Source organism: Cellulomonas hominis (assembly GCF_005239125.1).
Taxonomy (GTDB): Bacteria; Actinomycetota; Actinomycetes; order Actinomycetales; family Cellulomonadaceae; genus Cellulomonas; species Cellulomonas hominis_A.
In genome coordinates this window covers 1-18,346 of the sequence record NZ_SZYE01000065.1, presented here as the reverse complement: position 1 = coordinate 18,346, position 18,346 = coordinate 1, and the positions used below count along the sequence as shown (strand labels likewise).

Here is an 18,346-nt window from a genome sequence, read left to right as displayed (position 1 = left end):
CTCGCCGGCCGCCGGAGCGGTGCCCGCCGCCGGGTCGTCGGCCCCGGGCTCGACCGCACCGGCGTCGCCCGGTCCGGCATCCGCGCCGGCCGGGACGGTCAGCGTGACCGCCCCGCCGGGCACGGTGATCCCCGCGTCGTTCGTCGTCGACAGCGCGAGCGCGTGCTCACCGGCGGTCGGCGGGGCCGTGACGTCGCACGCCCAGGCGCCGTCGGCGTCGACGTCGGCGGTGCACCAGACGGCGCCGTCCGGCCCGGTGACGGTGAGGTGCGCACCGGGCTCGCCGGTGCCCGCGAGCCGGGTGACGGCGTCGACGGTCGACCCGGGCGCCGGCTCGGTGAGCGCAGGCGGCACCGGGGAGGCCGCGGACGAGAACACCTCGGCCGCGAGCACGGGCCGCAGGTTCTGCTCCATGTCCGGCCCGACGACGTAGTCGCGCAGCAGCCCGTCGCGCAGGTAGTTGCCGATCGCCGCGACGATCATCGACTGGTCGAGCGACAGGTACCGCTCGGCGACGGTCCCGGACCGGACGGCCACGGCGTCGTAGAACCCGCCCGGTCCGTAGGCGTCGAAGTCGGCGGCGATGTTCCGCAGGTTGTCGATCACGCCGCGCGGGTCGTACTCCAGGCCGAGGAACGCGGCGTGCGGCGTGACGACGCCGTCGCCGAACGCGGGCTCCGGGTTGGTCGCCTCGCGGCAGCCCGCGAAGCCGCGGTCGACGTCGGTCGTGCCGTCCGACAGGTAGCCGTCCGACCGCATGCCCAGCACGTCGACGCCGTACTCGGCGTACCCGCCGTGCGGGTTGCTGGCGGGGGAGAAGCCCCAGTACCCGTAGCCGGCCTCGTCCAGACCGTGCCGCTTCTGCGCCTCGACGACCAGCGGGTGGTTCACGCCCCAGGACCGCGGCGCCCACTCGGACTCGGGCACCAGCATGTCCGGCATCAGCGCCTCGAACATCGAGCCGCCCCAGCCGGGCACCAGCGCCATCTCGTCGTACTGGTACACGCCCTCGTAGACGGGGACGCCGTCGTAGGTGCGGGTCACGCCGCTGGGGCGCTGCTCCTGCCAGGACCAGTCGCAGGTCGACGGGAACGTGCGGTAGGTGCCCCAGTACGCCTCGGGCGGGATCTCGCCGTCCGCGATGCCGAGGTACAGCGCGATCCGGGTCTCGGAGACCGTCGTGTCGTAGTGGTGGCAGGTGTAGTAGGCGGTCTCGCCGCCGGTGTAGTTCCCGGGCACCGAGCAGCCGGACGGCTCGGTGTCCCAGAACCCGCCGCGGATCAGCCCGACGCCCAGGTCGGCCCGGCCCTCGGGGTTGTAGTAGACGCCGAAGTGCATCGAGTCGTAGAGCGCCGTCGCCTCGTCCGCCAGCCGCGGCTCCGCGGACGCGACCACCCGCAGCGCCGCCGCGAGCCAGCCGTTGTCGACGGAGGACAGGAAGTGCTCCACCGGGTCGCCGCTGTCGGGCCAGGTGTCGACGCGGTCGCCGGTGGCGGGGTCGTACCAGTTGTAGAACATGCCCGACTCGTCGTGCCGGTCCAGGCGCTCGAGCGTGCTCAGGGTGGTCGCCAGGCGGTGGCGGGCGTCGCGGTGGCTCAGCAGGCCGAGGTCCCGCGCGACGACCGTCGACCACAGGTAGCCGCCGATGTTCGTCGGGGAGGTGTAGGCGCTGGCGGTGCCCGGCTCGAGCGCCCCGGGCATGTTGTCGGCGACCAGACCGGTGCCGGGGTCGGTCATGGCGTCGAGGGAGCGGTAGGTGTCGGCGAGCCAGGTGCGGAGCTGGCGGATGTCGCGTCCGCCGCCGTGCCCGCCGCCGTGCCCGCCGCCCTGGACGTCGGCGGCGCCGGCCGCGGTGGTCGCGGCGGTCGGGAGGGGCGCTGCGGAGGCGGCGCCGGGCGCCAGGGCGGCGGCCGTGCCGGCCAGCAGGGCGGCCAGCCCCGTGGCGAGGGTGCGCCGCCGACGGCGCGGTCGGCGTCCGGGCGGGGGTTCGGGGGAGTCGGTCCGGCGCCGGGTGCCGGCGCGGGGTGCTGCTCGCATCGGGTCACGTCCTCGTGGTCCGGGGCGCCGAAATTTCGTCACCCGTTGTCGAAAGAGCGCCAGCACGGTAGTCGGCCCGCGGGGACCGGTCAACGGCTGCGCCCCGCCCCCGGACACGACGACGCCCCGGAGACCACGTGGGTCGCCGGGGCGTCGCGCGCTGCGTCAGGCGGGGGTCAGAGGCCGACCTCGGCCTCGAACGCGCCCTCCTCGATCCGCTGCTTCACGGTCATCAGGTACCGCGAGGCGTCGGCGCCGTCGACCAGGCGGTGGTCGTACGACAGGGCCAGGTAGCACATCGAGCGGATCGCGATGACCTCGGCGCCGTCGGCGTCCTTGATCACGACCGGGCGCTTGACGATCGCGCCGGTGCCCAGGATGGCGGAGGTGCCGCCCGGGACGATCGGGGTGTCGAACAGCGCGCCGCCCGAGCCCGTGTTGGTCACCGTGAAGGTCGCGCCGGACAGCTCGTCCGGGGTGACCTTGTTGGCGCGGGTGCGGCCGGCCAGGTCGGCGATCTTCCGGCCGATGCCGGCCAGGTTGAGGTCGCCGGCGTCGCGGATCACCGGGACGACGAGGCCACGCTCGGTGTCGACCGCGATGCCGATGTTCTCCGTGCCGTGGTAGGTGATCTCCTTGCCCTCGAGCACCGCGTTGATCTTCGGGTGCACCTTGAGCGCCTCGACGGCGGCCTGCACGAAGAACGGCAGGAACGTGAGGTTGACGCCCTCGCGGGCCTTGAAGGAGTCCTTCGCCTTGGCACGGAGGCGGGCGACGCGGGTGACGTCGACCTCGACCACGGAGGTCAGCTGCGCCTGGCTGTGCAGGGCGTCGACCATGCGCTCGGCGATGACCTGGCGCAGGCGGCTGGCCTTCTCCGTCGTGCCGCGCAGCGGCGACGGCTCGACCGCCTTGGCCGGGGCCGACGGCGCCGAGGGGGCGGCGGCCGGGGCCTGCTGGGCGGCGGCGGCCTTGGCGGCCTCCTCCGCCTTCGCGGCGGCCTCGAGGACGTCCTCCTTGCGGATGCGCCCGCCGACGCCGGTGCCGGTCAGGGTCGAGGTGTCGACGCCCTTCTCGGCGGCCAGCTTGCGGACCAGCGGCGTGAGGTAGGAGCCCTGCGCCTGGGCCGGGGCCGCCTGCTGCGGGGCCGGGGCGGGCGCCGCAGGGGCGGCGGGGGCCGACTGCGTCGGGGCGGGCACCGGGGCCGGCGTCGGCGCGGGGGCCTCCTCCGGCGCGGCGGCCTGCGGCGCGGCCTCGGTCGCGGCGGGGGCGGCGGCCTGGGCGGCGCCGTCCTGCGACTGGCCCGACGCGGCGGGCGCCGAGCCGGAGCCGATCACGGCGAGCGGGGCGCCGACCTCGGCGGTCTCGTCCTCGCCGACCAGGATCTGCTGCAGCGTGCCGGCGAACGGCGACGGCACCTCGGTGTCGACCTTGTCGGTGGAGATCTCGAGCAGCGGCTCGTCGACCTCGACCGTGTCGCCGACCTGCTTCAGCCAGCGGGTGACGGTGCCCTCGGTGACGGACTCGCCGAGCGCCGGCAGGGTGACCTGCTGGCCGTCGCCCGAGCCCTGCGCCTCGGCGGCGGGCGCCGCGGCGGGCTGCTCGGTCGCGGGGGACGCGGCCTCGACCTCGGGGGCCGGGTCGCCGTAGCCCTCGCCCTGCGTGGTGGCGCCGGCCTGCTGGGCCGGGGCCTCCTCGGCGGGGGCGGACTCCTGGGCCGGGGCGTCGCCGCCGGCACCCGAGCCGTCACCGATCACGGCGAGGACGGCGCCGACCTCGGCGGTCTCGTCCTCGGCGACCAGGATCTGCTCGAGCACGCCGGCGAACGGCGAGGGGACCTCGGTGTCGACCTTGTCGGTCGAGATCTCCAGCAGGGGCTCGTCGACCTCGACGCGGTCGCCCACGTTCTTGAGCCAGCGGGTGACGGTGCCCTCGGTGACGGACTCGCCGAGAGCGGGAAGCTGCACGTTGTCGGACATGACCGCTCGTGTCTCCTTCGAAGTTCGTGTGGTCAGTTGTGGGCGTGCAGCGGCTTGCCGGCCAGCGCCAGGTGCGCCTCGCCGAGAGCCTCGTTCTGCGTCGGGTGGGCGTGCACGAGCGCCGCGACGTCCTCGGGGTAGGCCTCCCAGTTCACGATGAGCTGGCCCTCGCCGATGAGCTCGCCGACGCGGGCGCCGATCATGTGGACGCCGACGACCGGGCCGTCCTTCTGGCGGACCAGCTTGATGAAGCCGGTGGTCGCGAGGATCTGGCTCTTGCCGTTGCCGCCGAGGTTGTACTCCAGGGTCTCGATCGCGTCGGCCCCGTGCACCTCCTTGGCCTTCGCCTCGGTCAGGCCGACGGACGCGACCTCCGGGTCGGAGTACGTCACGCGGGGGATGCCCGACTCGACGATCGGCTGCGGGTTCAGGCCGGCGATCTCCTCGGCCACGAAGATGCCCTGGGCGAAGCCGCGGTGCGCGAGCTGCAGGCCGGGGACGATGTCGCCGACGGCGTAGATGTTGCCCACGCCGGTGTGCAGGCGGTCGTTCGTGATGACGAAGCCGCGGTCGAGCGTGATGCCCTGCTGCTCGTAGCCCAGGTCGGCGGTGCGGGGGCCGCGGCCGACGGCGACCAGCAGGAGGTCGGCGTCGAACGTCTTGCCGTCCTCCAGCGAGACGTGCACGCCGCTGTCGTCCTGGGTCACGCCGGAGAACCGGACGCCCAGGTTGAAGTTGATGCCGCGCTTGCGGAACGCGCGCTCGAACGCCTTCGACAGGGCCTCGTCCTCGTTCGGGACCAGGTGGGGGAGCGCCTCGATGATCGTGACGTCCGCGCCGAACGACTTCCACACGCTCGCGAACTCGGAGCCGATGACGCCGCCGCCGAGGATGATCGCGGACTTCGGCACGTAGTCGAGCTTGAGCGCCTGGTCCGAGGTGATGACGCGGCCGGCGATCTCCAGGCCGGGCAGCGACCGGGCGTAGGAGCCGGTGCCGAGGACGACGTGGCGGCCGGTGACGCGCTCGCCGTTGACCTCGACGGTGTCCTGGGCGACGAGCTTGCCGTAGCCCTCGAACACGGTGATCTTGCGGGACTTGATCAGGCCCTGCAGGCCCTTGTAGAGCCGGCCGATGACCGAGTCCTTGTAGGCGTTCACGCCGTTCATGTCGATGCCCGTGAGCTGCGTCTGCACGCCGAAGTGCGCGCCGTCGCGGGCGTTGTCGGCGAGCTCCGCCGCGTGCAGCAGGGCCTTGGTGGGGATGCAGCCGTTGTGCAGGCAGGTGCCGCCGACCTTGTCGCCCTCGATCAGGGCGACGCTGAGGCCGAGCTGGGCACCGCGGAGCGCAGCCGCGTAGCCGCCACTCCCTCCGCCCAGGACGACGATGTCGAAAGCGGATCCGGTCGTGTCGGACACGTGAAGACTCCTCCGGCGCAGACATAGGGGAACGCGGTTGTTCCCCGGTCATCTTGTCATCTCCGCATAGGCCCGACGACCCAGATGACCGGGGGCCGCGTGTGATTCTGGGAACAGTCATCCCATGTCTCGGTCCGAGACGCGGTCGTGGCGGCGCGCCGGGTCGCCGGGGCCGCGGCCGCCGGGCGGCGCCGGGGCACGGCGCGCACCCGCGCGGCACCCGGGTGATTCCCAGCCGAGGTCCAGCGTGCGCCGTTACGCTCCCGCCATGGGTCTGTTCTCCCGCCGCCGCCGACCGGCCGCCGCCACGCCGGACGCCCCGCCCACCGGGCGCGCCGCCCGCGAGGAGACCATCGAGCACCTGCGCGAGTTCGTCCGCACCCGCGTCGGGGTCGAGGCGTACCTCGAGCCGCAGACCAACGTCACGCAGACGACGCTCATGCTCATCGCGACCGACGGCGAGTGGACCCGGCGCCGGGTCCCGGACGGCCGCGCGGGGTGGGACATCGCGAAGGAGCTCGGCGTGCCGTTCTACGACGTGCAGCGCACCGGGTACCCGCAGCGGATGCGGGACTGGAACTCCCGGCAGCGGATCGAGCGGGAGCGCGCGGCCCGGGAGCGCGCGGCCCGCCGCGCCGCCGACCCGCGCTGACCGCCGGGGCCCGGGGCCCGCGGCGGCCCCGGCGTCCGACCTCTGCGCCCGACCTCCGCGCCCGACCTCCGCGCCGAGACAGGACCCGCACGGCCCCACGTCGCGCGGCGCGGTCCCCTCTCGGCGGACCGCGCTGCGCCGAGATCGGTGGTTCGCGCCGAGATCGGTACGTGGGAGGACCGATCTCGGGCGGAGGCACCGATCTCGGCGTCCGGGGCGGAGGGGCGGAGGGGTCGCGGGTGGGTGTGCGAGCGCCCGGTCGCCCTCGGGGGAGGGCGCCGGGCGCTCGGGTCGTGCGCGTGCCCGCGGGGCGGGGCCCGCGGGTCAGCGGATCGCGCGGGCCTCGATCAGCGCGAGGAGCGTGCGGACGCCCACCCCGGTGCCGCCGGCGGGCGTGTACCCGAACGGCGCCTTCTCGTTGAACGCCGGGCCGGCGATGTCGAGGTGCGCCCAGGGCGTCGACCCGACGAACTCCTGCAGGAACAGGCCGGCGGTCAGCATCCCGCCGAACCGGTCGCCGATGTTCGCGATGTCCGCGACCTTCGACTTCAGGCCCGCGCGCAGGTCGGCGGGGAGCGGCATCGGCCAGAACGCCTCGCCGGCGGCGGCCGCGGCGTCGACGACCTCGGTGCGGGTCGCGTCGTCGCCCATGACCGCGGAGACGCGCGGGCCGAGCGCGACCAGCTGCGCGCCGGTGAGCGTCGCGATGTCGAGGACGACGTCGGGCTTCTCCTCGACGGCCGCGACGAGGCCGTCGGCCATGACCAGGCGGCCCTCGGCGTCGGTGTTCAGGACCTCGACGGTCTTGCCGCCGCGGATCGTGAGCACGTCGGACGGGCGCTGCGCGGTGCCGGACGGCATGTTCTCGGCGAGGCACAGCCAGCCGGTGACGGCGACCGGCAGCTCGAGGCGCGCCGCGGCGAGCACGGTGTGCAGGACGGCGGCGGCGCCGGCCATATCGGACTTCATCGCGTCCATGCCCGCGGCGGGCTTGATGGAGATGCCGCCGGAGTCGAACGTGATGCCCTTGCCGACCAGCGCGACCTTGGCGGCCGGTCGGGACGGCGAGTAGGAGACCTTGACCAGGCGGGGCGGGCGGGCCGAGCCCTGGCCGACGCCGAGGATGCCGCCGTAGCCGCCGGCGGCGAGGGCCTTCTCGTCCAGCACCGTGACCTTGACGCCCTTGGCGCCGGTGTCCTTGACCGCGGCCTTGGCGGCGTCGGCGAACGCGGCGGGGTAGAGGTCGTTCGGGGCGGCGTTCACCAGGTCGCGCACGCCGTGCACGGCGGCGGCCAGGACCTCGGCGCGGGCGAGCGCCTTCGTGACCGCCTTGTCGCGGGCGCGCGGGGTCAGGACGGTGATCTCGGCGGCCGGGGCACCCGCGTCCGCGGCGTCGGCCGAGCGGTACCGGGTGTAGGCGTAGGCGCCGAAGAGGGCGCCCTCGGCGACCGCGGCGACCTGCTCGGCGTCCTCGGCGGGCAGGGCGACCGCGACGGACGTGGCGCCCGTGAGCTCGCGCAGCGCGGCGCCCGCGGCCCGGCGGAGCGTCTCGGTGTCCGGGGCGGCCCCCTCGAGCGCTCCGACGCCGGTCAGCACCACGGTCTTCGCGGCGATCCGGCCCGCGGCGGGCAGCCGCCGGACCTCGTCGGCCGCACCGGTGATGCCGAGGACGCCGGCGAGGCCGGTCACCTGCTCGACCGTCTCGGCGGGCAGCCAGTCGGCGCCGACGAGCCGGGGGCCGGCGGGGCTGCTGGCGACCGCGACGACGAGGGCGTCGGCGGTCTGGCGGGCGGGGTTCGCGGAGGTCAGGGTCACTCGGGGCACCCGCCGATGCTATCGCCGCGTCCGGGTACCGTGGGGCCCCGTGATCCCGCCCCTGCTCTACGCCGTCGCCGCGGCGGCCCTCGCGCTGGCCGTCTGGGCCCTGGTGTTCGCGGTCCGCGACCGCGCCGTGGTCCTCCGGCAGCTGTGGGGCGCGGCGGTCGTCGAGGGGCTGATGGTGGTCCAGGCGGTCGTGGCCGGCATCCGGCAGGCGACCGGGGCCGACCCCGCGGAGCCGGTGGTGTTCTGGGGCTACGTGGTGACCCAGCTGCTGCTGCTGCCCGCCGCCGCGCTGTGGGCGTTCGCCGAGCGCACCCGGTGGTCGTCGGTGGTGCTGCTGGTCGCGGCGGTCGCCGTGGCCTTCCTCCAGCTCCGGCTCGACCAGACCTGGGCCGGCGCGTGACGGCGACCCCGGGCCCCGCGACCCCCGGCCCGGCGAGCACCGCCTCCGGCCCCGGCCGCGTCCTCGTCGCGATCTACGGCGTGTTCGCCCTGGCCGCGACGGCCCGCGCGGGCTACCAGCTCGTCGCCAAGTTCGACGAGGCCCCGCTGGCCTACCTGCTGTCCGCCCTCGCCGCCGTCGTGTACGTCGTGGCGACCGTCGCCCTCGCGCGCGACCACCGGGGCGCGGCGTGGGTCGCGGTCGGCGTCGAGCTGGTCGGGGTGCTGGCCGTCGGGACCCTGTCGGTCGTCGACGCGGGCGACTTCCCGGACGAGACCGTCTGGTCGGTGTACGGCCAGGGCTACGGCTACGTCCCGCTGGTGCTGCCGTTCCTCGGCGTCGCCTGGCTGTGGCACACCCGCCCCGGTGCCCGCGCGGGCGAGGGGTCCCGGTCGCCCGCGCCCGCGGACCAGTAGGTTGGGGGCCGTGTACGGCCTCCTCTTCCGCCAGGGCTTCTCCCGCATCGACCCCGAGCAGGCGCACCACCTCGCGTTCAGCGCCATCCGCGTCGCCTCGCGCGTCCCGGTCCTGAACGCCGCGCTGCGCGCCGCCCTCACCCCGCCGCCGGCCGGTGCGGTGCAGGTGCTGGGACGGACGTTCCCGTCGCCCTTCGGGCTCGCGGCGGGCTTCGACAAGAACGCGGTGGGCGTCCCGGGTCTGGCGATGCTCGGCTTCGGGTTCGTCGAGATCGGCACGGTGACGGCGCACGCGCAGCCCGGCAACGAGGCGCCGCGGCTGTGGCGGGTGCTCGACCGCCGGGGCCTGCGCAACCGGATGGGCTTCAACAACGAGGGCGCGGCGGCGGTGGCGGACCGCCTCCGCCGGCTGCGCTCGACCGCGGCGGGCCGGGCGCTCGTCGTCGGCGTGAACATCGGCAAGACGAAGGTCACCGCGCCCGAGGACGCCGCCGACGACTACGCGACCAGCGCCGGTCTGCTCGCGCCGTACGCGGACTACCTCGTGGTCAACGTGTCCTCGCCGAACACGCCCGGCCTGCGCGACCTGCAGTCCGTCGACGCGCTGCGCCCGATCCTGCAGGCGGCGCGCGCCGCGGCGGACGAGTCGGCCGCCGCCGCCGGCCGGCCCCGGGTGCCGCTGCTGGTGAAGATCGCCCCCGACCTCGCGGACGCCGACGTGGACGCCGTGGCCGACCTGGTCGCCGAGCTCGGGCTCGACGGCGTCGTCGCGGTGAACACGACGATCGCGCACGACCTGGGCCCCGGCGGCCTGTCCGGCCCCCCGCTGCTCGACCGCGGCCTGGTCGTCGTCGCCCGGCTCCGGCACCGGCTCGGCCCGGACCGGGTGGTCATCGGCGTCGGCGGCATCACGACCCCGGCCGACGCCCGCGCGTACCTCGCGGCCGGCGCGGACCTGGTGCAGGGCTACACCGGATTCATCTACGAGGGCCCGTTCTGGGCGTCGCGGATCGGCCGGGCGCTCGCCCGCGACGCGGCCGCCCGTCGCGCCGGCGTCACGGCGGGTGCCGCGTGACCGCCGCCCTGCACCCCCAGTGGGTGTGGGAGCTGGCGGGCGCGTCGGGCGAGGTGCTCGACCGCCCGCTGTCGCCCGTGTTCGGCACGCGGTTCGACGCCGAGGAGTGGCTCGGCGCGCACTGGCGCACGCTGCGCGACCAGGGCGTCCGCACGGTCGTGCTGCGCAACGACGGCGTGCTCGTGCGCCCGGCGTACGACCTGGCGGCCGTGCCCGAGCAGGTGACGGTGCGGCCGCGGGACTGACGCCCTCGCGGCTAGACCAGCCCGACCGTCACGCCGACGGGCGGCGGGGACCCCGCGTCCGCGCGCCCCGGCGCACCGAGCGCCGCCCACGCCAGCGCCAGCCCGTCGACGGCGCGGCGCAGCTCGTCCGGCTCGACGGTGAACGGCACCCGCAGCCGGTCCTCCAGGCCGCCGTCGACGCCGAACGCCGGTCCCGGCGCCACCCGCACCCCGTGCGCGAGCGCGAGCGCGCTGAGCGCGGAGGACACCGGCGCGCCCAGGTCCACCCACAGCGCCTGGCCGCCCCGCGGCACCGCGAACCGCCACGCGGGCAGCCGCTCCGCGAGCAGCGCCGCCAGCAGGTCGCGGCCGGCGCGCAACCGGTCCCGGCGCTCGACCAGCGGCCCCTCGCCGAGCCGCAGCAGCTCGACCGCGACCAGCTGGTCCAGCACCGCCGTGCCGAGGTCGGCGCTGCGGCGCGCCAGGGCCAGCCGCGCCACCAGGTCGGCGGGCCCGCGCAGCCAGCCGACCCGCAGCCCGCCCCAGTGGCTCTTGGACATCGACCCGATGGCCACCACCCGCGGGGCGCGGCCGTCGCCGGCGAACGGCTCGGGCGCGGGGCCGTCGAGCGTGAGGTCGGTCAGCACCTCGTCGCCGGCCACGACGGTGCCGGTCCGCCGCGCGAGCGCGCGCACCCGGTCCCGGGCCGCGCCGTCGAGCGTGGCCCCGGTGGGGTTGTGGTGGTCCGGGATCAGGTAGACGAGCCGCGGGGCGACCTGGCGGACGGTCGACTCGAGCAGGTCCAGGTCGGTCCCGCCGGCGCCGGCCGGCACCGGGACGGGTCGCGCCCCGACCGAGCGCGCCGCGTCGATGGCGTGCGGGTAGGTCGGCTGCTCGACGACCACCCGGTCGCCCGGCCCGGCGTGCGCCCGCACCAGCAGCGCGATGGCGTGCTGGGCGCCGGTCGTGACCAGCACCTGGTCCGGCGTGGTCGGCGTGCCGCGGGCCGTGTACCGGTCGGCGATCGCCTCGCGCAGCACGTCGAGGCCGAGCGGGGCGTAGCCGTGGCCGGCGTGCCGCGGCAGGGAGTCGACGGCGCGCCGCGCGGCCTCGTGCAGCTCCCGGGGTGCGGGGCACGCGGCGATGGTCAGGTCGACTACTCCGTCCGTGGCCAGCGGCCGGTGCAGGGGGAGGGCGGCCCCGCCGCGGGACGGGTCCGCGGGCAGCGCGGTGACGGTGCCGGAACCCTGGCGACTCACCAGGTACCCCTCGTCGCGCAGCACCCCGTACGCTCCGGAGGTCGTCGTGCGGGACACCCCGAGCGCGGCGGCCAGCTCGCGCTCGCCGGGCACGCGGGTGGCGAGCGGCAGGTCCCCGGCGAGGACGGCGCGGCGGACGGCGTCGGCCAGCGCGGCGTACGCGGGTCCCGGGCGTCGCCAGCTGCCGAGCACGGCGGCCAGCCCGGAGCCGCCGATCCGGCGGTCGGAGACGAGGAGCGTGGACATGAGGCCACTGTTGCGCAAGTGGCTATCGAACGGAAGGCCGGTTGCCGCCGATGATGGGTCCGTGACCGCTCAGCAGCACGCCACCGACCCGGTGGCCGCCCCCGATCCCACCGCCGCCGACCCGCGTACCGCCGCGCGCACCCGCGCCGCCCGCCGGGGCACCCAGCTCGTCGGCGGCCTCGTCCTGTACGCCGCCTCGATCGCCCTGCTCGTGCACACGGGGCTCGGCAACATGCCCTGGGACGTGCTCAGCCAGGGCGTGGCCCGGCAGATCGGCTGGTCGCTCGGCACGGTGACCATCGTCCTGAGCGTGCTGATCCTCGGGGCCTGGTGGCCCCTGCGGCAGCGGCCCGGCATCGGCACGGTCGCGAACGTGGTGCTGATCGGCGTCCTCATCGACCCGTTCCTCGCCCTGCTCGACCTGCTGCCCGCGGCGCTGCCGCTGGCGGCGCGGGTGGGCATGGTGCTCGCCGGGATCGCGCTGAACGGCGTCGCCAGCGCCCTGTACATCGGCGCCCGGCTCGGGCCGGGCCCGCGCGACGGCCTGATGACGGGGCTCGTCGCCCGCACCGGCTGGCCGGTCGGCCCCGTCCGGATCGCCATCGAGGTCACCGTCGTCGCGGTCGGCTGGCTGCTCGGCGGCACCCTCGGGTTCGCGACGCTGGCCTACGCGCTCGGCATCGGGCCGCTGATCCACTGGCTGCTGCCGCGCCTCACGGTGCCGGTGCCACCGGCCGTCGCCGCGGTCGAGCCCGCCGAACCGGGGGAGGGGCGCTGATCCGCAGGGCCCCCGCACGCCGCAGGGCCGGCCACCCCTCGGGGTGACCGGCCCTGCGCGCGTGGTGTCAGCGGGTGGCGGGCGAGTTCTTCGCCGTCTCCGCCGGGTCCGCGATCACGGCGTCGCCGAGGATCTCGTCGATCCGCGTCATCAGCTCGGCCGGGATCTCGACCCCGGAGGCCTTGACGTTCTCGGTGACCTGCTCGGGGCGCGAGGCCCCGATGATCGCCGCGGCGACGTTCTGGTTCTGCAGCACCCAGGCGACCGCGAGCTGCGCGAGCGACAGCCCGAGCTCGTTCGCGACCGGCGTGAGGTCCTGCACGCGCTGGAGCACGTTCGGCTGGTCCAGGAAGCGCTTGATGGTGTTCGCGCCGCCCTTCTCGTCCGTGGCGCGCGAGCCCTCGGGCAGCGGCTGGCCCGGCTTGTACTTGCCGGTGAGCACGCCCTGGGCCACCGGGGACCAGACGATCTGGGACACGCCCAGCTCCTCCGACGCCGGGACGACCTCGGGCTCGATGACCCGCCACAGCGCGGAGTACTGCGGCTGGTTCGAGACCAGCTGGAAGCCCAGCTCCTGCGCCAGCGCGTGGCCGGCGCGGATCTGGTCCGCGGTCCACTCGGAGACGCCGATGTACAGCGCCTTGCCGGAGCGCACGACGTCGGCGAACGCCTGCATCGTCTCCTCGAGCGGCGTCGCGTGGTCGTAGCGGTGCGCCTGGTACAGGTCGACGTAGTCGGTCTGCAGGCGCTGCAGGGAGCCGTCGATGGACTCCAGGATGTGCTTGCGGGACAGGCCGGAGTCGTTCGGGCCCTTGGGGCCGGTCGGCCAGTAGACCTTCGTGAAGATCTCCAGCGACTGCCGGCGCTCGCCCTTGAGGGCCTCGCCGAGCACCTCCTCGGCGACCGTGTTCGCGTAGACGTCCGCGGTGTCGAAGGAGCTGATGCCGGCGTCGAGCGCGGCCCGCACGCAGGCGGTCGCGGCGTCGTTCTCGACCTGCGAGCCGTGCGTCAGCCAGTTGCCGTAGGTGATCTCGGAGATCTTGAGGCCGGAGCGGCCCAGGTGGCGGTAGTTGACCATGCCACCACCCTAGGACGGTCTAGGAGCGCCGGCTCACTCGGGGTAGTCGCCGTGCTTGACCTGCGGCTTCGGCAGGCGGGCCCGTCGGATCTGGAACACCCGGGTGACGGCGTACATCATCAGGCCGCGCTGCTGGGCGGCGTCGCCGAACTTCGCGGCGAGCTTCTTGCGCAGCTTGCGCCACATGATGACGACGTCCACCACCATGCCGATGATGAACAGGTAGAGGACGATCAGGCCCAGGAACGCGAGCTCCGGGCTGACCGAGGTCAGCAGCATGTTGAGCAGCAGCATGACGATGGCGACCGGCAGGAACAGCTCGCCCAGGCTCCACCGGGCGTCGACGTACTGCCGGATGTACCGGCGCACGGGGCCCTTGTCCTTGGCGGGCATGTACCGCTCGTCGCCGGTCTGCATCGCGGCGTACTGCTTGTCCCGCTCGGCGCGCTGGGCGGCGCGCGCGTCCTTCGCGGCGGCCTTGCGGTCCTGGGGCACCAGCGGCCGGCGGTTCGCGGCCTCGGCCGCCTTCCGCTTGGGCGTGGGGCGGCCCTTGCGGGCGTCGATCAGGCCGGGGGTCTCCTCGACGAGACCCGGGGTGGCCTGCTCCGCCGGGGAGGTGCTGTCCTTGCTGCGTCCGAACACCCCTCCAGGGTAGTCGAGTAGCGTGACGGTCCGTGACAGAGCCCACCGCCACCCCCGCCACCGACCCCGCCGCCGTCGCCGACCTGCGCGCCCGCGTGGCCGCCGCGTTCCCGGGCGTCCGCGCCGACCTCGAGGCCCTCGTCCGGGTGCCGTCCGTGTCGAACGCCGACTTCGACCAGGCGCACGTCGGCGCCAGCGCGGAGCACGTCGCCCGCCTGCTCGGCGAGGCCGGGCTGCCCGAGGTGCAGATCCTGTCGGTCGAGCGCCCCGACGGCACTCCCGGCGCCCCCGCGGTCGTCGCGCGCCGACCCGCCCCGGCCGGCGCCCCGACCGTCCTGCTGTACGCGCACCACGACGTGCAGCCCCCGGGCGCCCGCGAGGACTGGGACACCGAGCCGTTCGAGCCCACCGAGCGCGACGGCCGCCTGTTCGGCCGCGGTGCGGCGGACGACAAGGCGGGGGTCGTGGCGCACCTCGGCGCGCTCCGGGCGCTGGGCGACGACCTGGGTGTCGGCGTCACGGTGTTCGTCGAGGGCGAGGAGGAGGTCGGCTCGCCGTCCTTCACCCGGTTCCTGCACACCTACGCCGACCTGCTGCGGGCCGACGTCATCGTCGTCGCGGACTCGTCGAACTGGAAGGTCGGCGTCCCGGGCCTGACGACGTCGCTGCGCGGCCTGGTCGACCTCGAGGTCGAGGTCGCGGTGCTGGACCACGCGGTGCACTCCGGCATGTTCGGGGGGCCGGTGCTCGACGCCGTCACCCTGCTGTCCCGGCTGATCGCCACGCTGCACGACGACGCGGGCGACGTCGCCGTCGAGGGCCTGGTCACGGCCGCGGACCCGACCGTCGACTACGACGAGGACGCGTTCCGCGCCGACGCGAGCGTGCTCGACGGGGTCCGGCTGGCCGGCACCGGCCCGCTCACCGCGCGGCTGTGGACCCGCCCGACGATCGCCGTCATCGGCCTGGACGCCCCGCGCGTCGCCACCGCGTCGAACACGATCGCGCCGAGGGCGACCGCCAAACTGTCGATGCGGATCGCGCCCGGGCAGGACCCGGCCGCCGCGCTGGCCGCCCTGCGCGCGCACGTCGAGGGCCACGCGCCGTTCGGCGCCCGGGTCACCGTCCGCGACGGCGAGCTCGGCAAGCCGTTCCAGGCGCCCGCCGACTCGGCCGCCATGCAGGCCGCCCGCGCCGCGTTCGCGGACGCGTGGGGCACCGAGCCGGTCGACATCGGCATCGGCGGGTCGATCCCGTTCATCGCCGACCTGCTCGAGGTGTACCCGGACGCGGCGATCCTGGTGACCGGCGTCGAGGACCCGGACTCCCGCGCGCACGGCGCGAACGAGTCCGTGCACCTGGGCGAGCTCGAGCGCGTGGTGCTGGCGGAGGCGCTGCTCCTGGCGCGCCTGGCGGTCTGACCCCGGGGACAGACCCCTCCGGTGGAGCGTCCTGCCCGACACGCCGGTGCGTGTCGGGCAGGACGCTCCACCCGTCTCCGGCCGCGGGGACGCGTCGGGCCGTCGCCCGTCAGACCGGCGGGGCCGGGTCGTACTGGATGCCCCGGCGCACCGCCCGCGCGGCCTCCGGCGACTCCAGCCGCGCCACCAGGTGCAGGGCCATGTCGATCCCCGCGGACACCCCGGCGCTCGTCACGACGTCGCCGTCGTCCACGAACCGCGCCTCGGTGTCCACCAGCACGCTCGGGTCCAGCGCCACCAGCTCGTCGACCGCCGCCCAGTGCGTCGTCGCCGGCCGGCCGGCCAGCAGCCCCGCGGCGGCGTACACGAGCGCGCCGGTGCACACCGACGTCATGAGCGCCGTGTCCCGCCGCAGGTCGCGCACCCACGCCAGGTGCTCGGGGTCCCGGGCCAGCGCGCGGGTGCCCCGGCCGCCGGGGTGCACGAGGACGTGCAGCGGCCCGACCTCGTCGCGGGAGGCGTCCGGCACCAGCCGCAGGCCCTTGGCGCAGCGCACGCCCGACCCGTCGGCCGAGAAGGTGACGACCTCGGGCCGCAGCGCGGAGCGCGCCGCCCACGAGGTCAGGACGTCGAACGGCCCGACCACGTCGAGCTCCTCGGCGTCGTCGAACACGACGACGCCGATCCGCAACGGGTTCCCGGTGCTCACGAGAGTCCCCTCCCGACGGCTGTGGCGTACCGGCCCAGGGTGTCAGTACCCGGGCAGCGCGAGCATCTGGTCGAGCGCGACCCGCGCCCAGTGCGCGTCGTCCGCGTCGACGACGATCCGGTTCGGCACCCGGCCCGCCACGAGGGACTCCATCGCCCACACGAGGTGCGGCAGGTCGATCCGGTTCATCGTCGAGCAGAAGCACACCGTCGAGTCGAGGTACGAGATCCGCTTGTCCGGGTGCGCCTTCGCCAGCCGGCGGACCAGGTTGAGCTCGGTGCCGATGGCCCAGGCCGACCCCGGCTCCGCGGCGTCGAGGGCCTGGATGATGTACTCCGTCGACCCGACCAGGTCCGCGCCCGTGACGACCTCGTGCTTGCACTCCGGGTGCACCAGGACGGTGACGTCGGGGACGGCGGCGCGGACGTCGACGAGGTTCTGCGCGCTGAACCGGCCGTGCACCGAGCAGTGCCCGCGCCACAGGATCATGCGCGCGTCGCGCAGCTCCTGGACGGTCAGGCCGCCGTTCGGCTTGCGCGGGTCGAACACCACGCACTGCTCCAGCGGGATGCCGAGCGCGAGCACCGCGGTGTTCCGGCCGAGGTGCTGGTCGGGCATGAACAGCACCTTGCCGGTGCCGTCGACGCCGCCGACCCGGTCGAACGCCCAGCGAAGCGCGACGTGCGCGTTGGAGGAGGTGCAGACGGTGCCGCCGTGCCGGCCGGTGAACGCCTTGATGGCCGCCGTCGAGTTCATGTAGGTCACCGGGACCGTGTCCTCGGCGACGCCGGCCTCGACCAGCACGTCCCAGGCGTCCTCGACCTGGTCGATCGCGGCCATGTCGGCCATCGAGCAGCCGGCGGCCATGTCGGGCAGCACGACCTGCTGGCGGTCCGAGGTGAGGATGTCCGCCGACTCGGCCATGAAGTGCACGCCGCAGAACAGGATGAACTCCGCCTCGGGCCGCGCCGCCGCCTCGCGGGCGAGCTTGAACGAGTCGCCGGTGACGTCCGCGAAGTCGATCACCTCGTCCCGCTGGTAGTGGTGGCCGAGCACGAAGGCGCGGTCGCCGAGCGCCGCCCGGGCGCTGCGCGCGCGCTCCACCAGGTCGGGGTCGGAGGCGGCGGGCAGGGCGCCGGCGCACTCGACGCCGCGCTCGGACGCCAGGTCGCGGCCCTGGCCGAGCAGCAGCAGCGCGGAGGACGCGGGCTCGGCGAACGTGGTCCCGGGGGCGAGGAGAGTCACGCGCAGGATCATCCCACAGCGCTCCGGGGCCCTGACCAGGACCGCGGCCGGCGGCCTCGCCGGGCGACCTCGCCGGGGCACGGCGTGCGAGGATCGCGCCGTGCACGTCCTCGTCGCCCCCGGCCGGTTCGACGCGCGCCCGGGGGACGGCCCTGCGGCCGCCGCCTCCGCGGTGCGGGGCCTGGCGGGACCGTCCGTCGCCGCCGGGTCCGACCCGTGGCCGGCGCTCACGGCCCCGGAGGCGGTCGCCGCCCTCACCGCCGGGTGGCTCGAGGCCGCGCCCGGCGACACCCTCGTGCCGCTGCCGCTCTCCGACGGCGGCGCGGGCCTGGTCGAGGCGGTGCACGCCGCGCGCGGCGGGGAGCTGCTGTCCGTCACGACGACCGACGCGCACGGTGCCGTCGTGCCCGGGACCGTCCTGGTCCTGACGGAGCCCGGCGGCGGCCGGACCGCCTACGTCGACGGCGCGCTGGCGCTCGGTGCGGCCGACCCGGGTGCCCTCCCCGCCACCGCGACCACCTCCGCCGGCCTGGGGACGCTGCTCGCGGCCGCCCTCGACACCGGGGCGGGGCGGGTCGTGGTCGGGCTCGGCGGCCGGCGGACCGTCGCGCACGACGCCGGGGCCGGGCTGCTGGCGGCGCTCGGCGCGGCCCCGGCGGACGCCGCGCACGGGCTCGACCGGGCGGCGGGGCTGTCCGCCGAGGACCTCCGGGGGCTCGGCGCGCTGCGCACGGCGCTGCGCGGGCGGGACCTCGTGGCGCTGCACGCGCACGACCTGCCGCTGCTCGGGCTCGGCGGGGCGTCCGCCGACCTGGCCGAGGCCGGACGGGTGGACCCCGCGGCCGCGCAGGAGGCCGAGCGGGCGGCCGCGGTCTTCGTGCGGGCTGCGGGGGAGGCCGCGGCC

The 18,346-nt window shown here is 75.7% G+C and carries 17 protein-coding genes; 8 read left to right on the top strand and 9 right to left on the bottom strand.

Annotated elements, in window-relative coordinates; genetic code table 11:
* The 3 genes from FA014_RS09830 to lpdA all read right to left on the bottom strand — a co-directional run.
* On the bottom strand, positions 1 to 2,037 hold a 2,037-nt coding region (locus tag FA014_RS09830; RefSeq protein ID WP_195969235.1), incomplete at its 3' end, for a glucoamylase family protein.
* A gap of 176 nt (positions 2,038 to 2,213) precedes the next feature.
* Entirely contained in the window at positions 2,214 to 4,016 is a 1,803-nt protein-coding gene (gene sucB, locus FA014_RS09825) for a 2-oxoglutarate dehydrogenase, E2 component, dihydrolipoamide succinyltransferase (protein ID WP_154729506.1), read from the bottom strand.
* A 32-nt stretch (positions 4,017 to 4,048) separates the two neighbouring features.
* Entirely contained in the window at positions 4,049 to 5,434 is a 1,386-nt protein-coding gene (gene lpdA, locus FA014_RS09820; RefSeq protein WP_154729505.1) for a dihydrolipoyl dehydrogenase, read from the bottom strand.
* Positions 5,435 to 5,702: 268 nt separating this feature from the next.
* Between lpdA and FA014_RS09815 the strand changes: the two genes are divergently transcribed.
* Positions 5,703 to 6,086, top strand: a complete 384-nt coding sequence (locus FA014_RS09815; RefSeq protein ID WP_154729504.1) for an oxidoreductase — start codon at positions 5,703 to 5,705, stop codon at positions 6,084 to 6,086.
* 324 nt (positions 6,087 to 6,410) lie between these two features.
* Here the strand turns inward: FA014_RS09815 and FA014_RS09810 are convergent, their stop codons facing one another.
* Positions 6,411 to 7,910, bottom strand: a complete 1,500-nt coding sequence (locus FA014_RS09810; RefSeq protein ID WP_154729503.1) for a leucyl aminopeptidase — start codon at positions 7,908 to 7,910, stop codon at positions 6,411 to 6,413.
* A 40-nt stretch (positions 7,911 to 7,950) separates the two neighbouring features.
* Between FA014_RS09810 and FA014_RS09805 the strand changes: the two genes are divergently transcribed.
* From FA014_RS09805 to FA014_RS09790, 4 genes are read left to right on the top strand one after another with little or no spacing between them, the layout of a single operon-like run.
* A complete protein-coding gene (locus FA014_RS09805; protein ID WP_154729502.1) occupies positions 7,951 to 8,310 on the top strand; it encodes a hypothetical protein in 360 nt (119 codons plus the stop codon).
* Positions 8,307 to 8,765 carry a hypothetical protein gene (locus tag FA014_RS09800; protein WP_154729501.1) on the top strand — a complete coding sequence of 153 codons (459 nt, stop codon included), beginning with the start codon at positions 8,307 to 8,309 and terminating at the stop codon, positions 8,763 to 8,765. Before FA014_RS09805 ends, FA014_RS09800 begins: the two co-directional genes overlap by 4 nt.
* Positions 8,766 to 8,775: 10 nt before the next feature.
* The gene (locus tag FA014_RS09795) at positions 8,776 to 9,840 is read left to right on the top strand and encodes a quinone-dependent dihydroorotate dehydrogenase (RefSeq protein ID WP_154729500.1); all 1,065 of its coding nucleotides are present in this window, start codon (positions 8,776 to 8,778) and stop codon (positions 9,838 to 9,840) included.
* The gene (locus FA014_RS09790) at positions 9,837 to 10,085 is read left to right on the top strand and encodes a hypothetical protein (protein WP_154729499.1); all 249 of its coding nucleotides are present in this window, start codon (positions 9,837 to 9,839) and stop codon (positions 10,083 to 10,085) included. The genes FA014_RS09795 and FA014_RS09790 overlap by 4 nt, the downstream gene beginning before the upstream one ends.
* Before the next feature lie 11 nt (positions 10,086 to 10,096).
* Here FA014_RS09790 and yczR read toward each other — a convergent pair whose 3' ends face one another.
* Positions 10,097 to 11,569, bottom strand: coding sequence for a MocR-like transcription factor YczR (gene yczR / locus FA014_RS09785; protein ID WP_154729498.1), 1,473 nt, complete (start codon positions 11,567 to 11,569; stop codon positions 10,097 to 10,099).
* Positions 11,570 to 11,630: 61 nt separating this feature from the next.
* On the opposite strand from yczR, the gene yczE reads away from it, so the two are divergent.
* The gene (gene yczE / locus FA014_RS09780) at positions 11,631 to 12,347 is read left to right on the top strand and encodes a membrane protein YczE (RefSeq protein WP_328288191.1); all 717 of its coding nucleotides are present in this window, start codon (positions 11,631 to 11,633) and stop codon (positions 12,345 to 12,347) included.
* 67 nt (positions 12,348 to 12,414) lie between these two features.
* Here the strand turns inward: yczE and FA014_RS09775 are convergent, their stop codons facing one another.
* Positions 12,415 to 13,425, bottom strand: a complete 1,011-nt coding sequence (locus FA014_RS09775) for an aldo/keto reductase family protein (RefSeq protein WP_154729497.1) — start codon at positions 13,423 to 13,425, stop codon at positions 12,415 to 12,417.
* Positions 13,426 to 13,458: 33 nt separating this feature from the next.
* Positions 13,459 to 14,067 (bottom strand): DUF3043 domain-containing protein, encoded by a 609-nt coding sequence (locus FA014_RS09770; RefSeq protein WP_230323024.1) that lies wholly within the window; start codon positions 14,065 to 14,067, stop codon positions 13,459 to 13,461.
* A 32-nt stretch (positions 14,068 to 14,099) separates the two neighbouring features.
* Between FA014_RS09770 and FA014_RS09765 the strand changes: the two genes are divergently transcribed.
* Complete coding sequence (locus tag FA014_RS09765; RefSeq protein ID WP_154729496.1) at positions 14,100 to 15,488, top strand: dipeptidase; 1,389 nt, start codon at positions 14,100 to 14,102, stop codon at positions 15,486 to 15,488.
* 109 nt (positions 15,489 to 15,597) lie between these two features.
* Here FA014_RS09765 and FA014_RS09760 read toward each other — a convergent pair whose 3' ends face one another.
* Positions 15,598 to 16,197, bottom strand: a complete 600-nt coding sequence (locus FA014_RS09760) for a DJ-1/PfpI family protein (protein WP_154729495.1) — start codon at positions 16,195 to 16,197, stop codon at positions 15,598 to 15,600.
* Positions 16,198 to 16,239: 42 nt separating this feature from the next.
* A complete protein-coding gene (gene nadA / locus FA014_RS09755; RefSeq protein WP_154729494.1) occupies positions 16,240 to 17,454 on the bottom strand; it encodes a quinolinate synthase NadA in 1,215 nt (404 codons plus the stop codon).
* 88 nt (positions 17,455 to 17,542) lie between these two features.
* Here nadA and FA014_RS09750 point away from each other — a divergent pair.
* Positions 17,543 to 18,346 (top strand): glycerate kinase (locus tag FA014_RS09750; protein WP_195969234.1); only part of this gene is annotated, 804 nt, incomplete at its 3' end.

Coding starts and splice junctions, on each gene's coding strand:
- FA014_RS09775 (WP_154729497.1), bottom strand. CDS start 13,425: ATGGTCAACTACCGCCACCTGGGCCGCTCCGGCCTCAAGATCTCCGAG.
- nadA (WP_154729494.1), bottom strand. CDS start 17,454: ATGATCCTGCGCGTGACTCTCCTCGCCCCCGGGACCACGTTCGCCGAG.
- FA014_RS09815 (WP_154729504.1), top strand. CDS start 5,703: ATGGGTCTGTTCTCCCGCCGCCGCCGACCGGCCGCCGCCACGCCGGAC.
- sucB (WP_154729506.1), bottom strand. CDS start 4,016: ATGTCCGACAACGTGCAGCTTCCCGCTCTCGGCGAGTCCGTCACCGAG.
- yczR (WP_154729498.1), bottom strand. CDS start 11,569: ATGTCCACGCTCCTCGTCTCCGACCGCCGGATCGGCGGCTCCGGGCTG.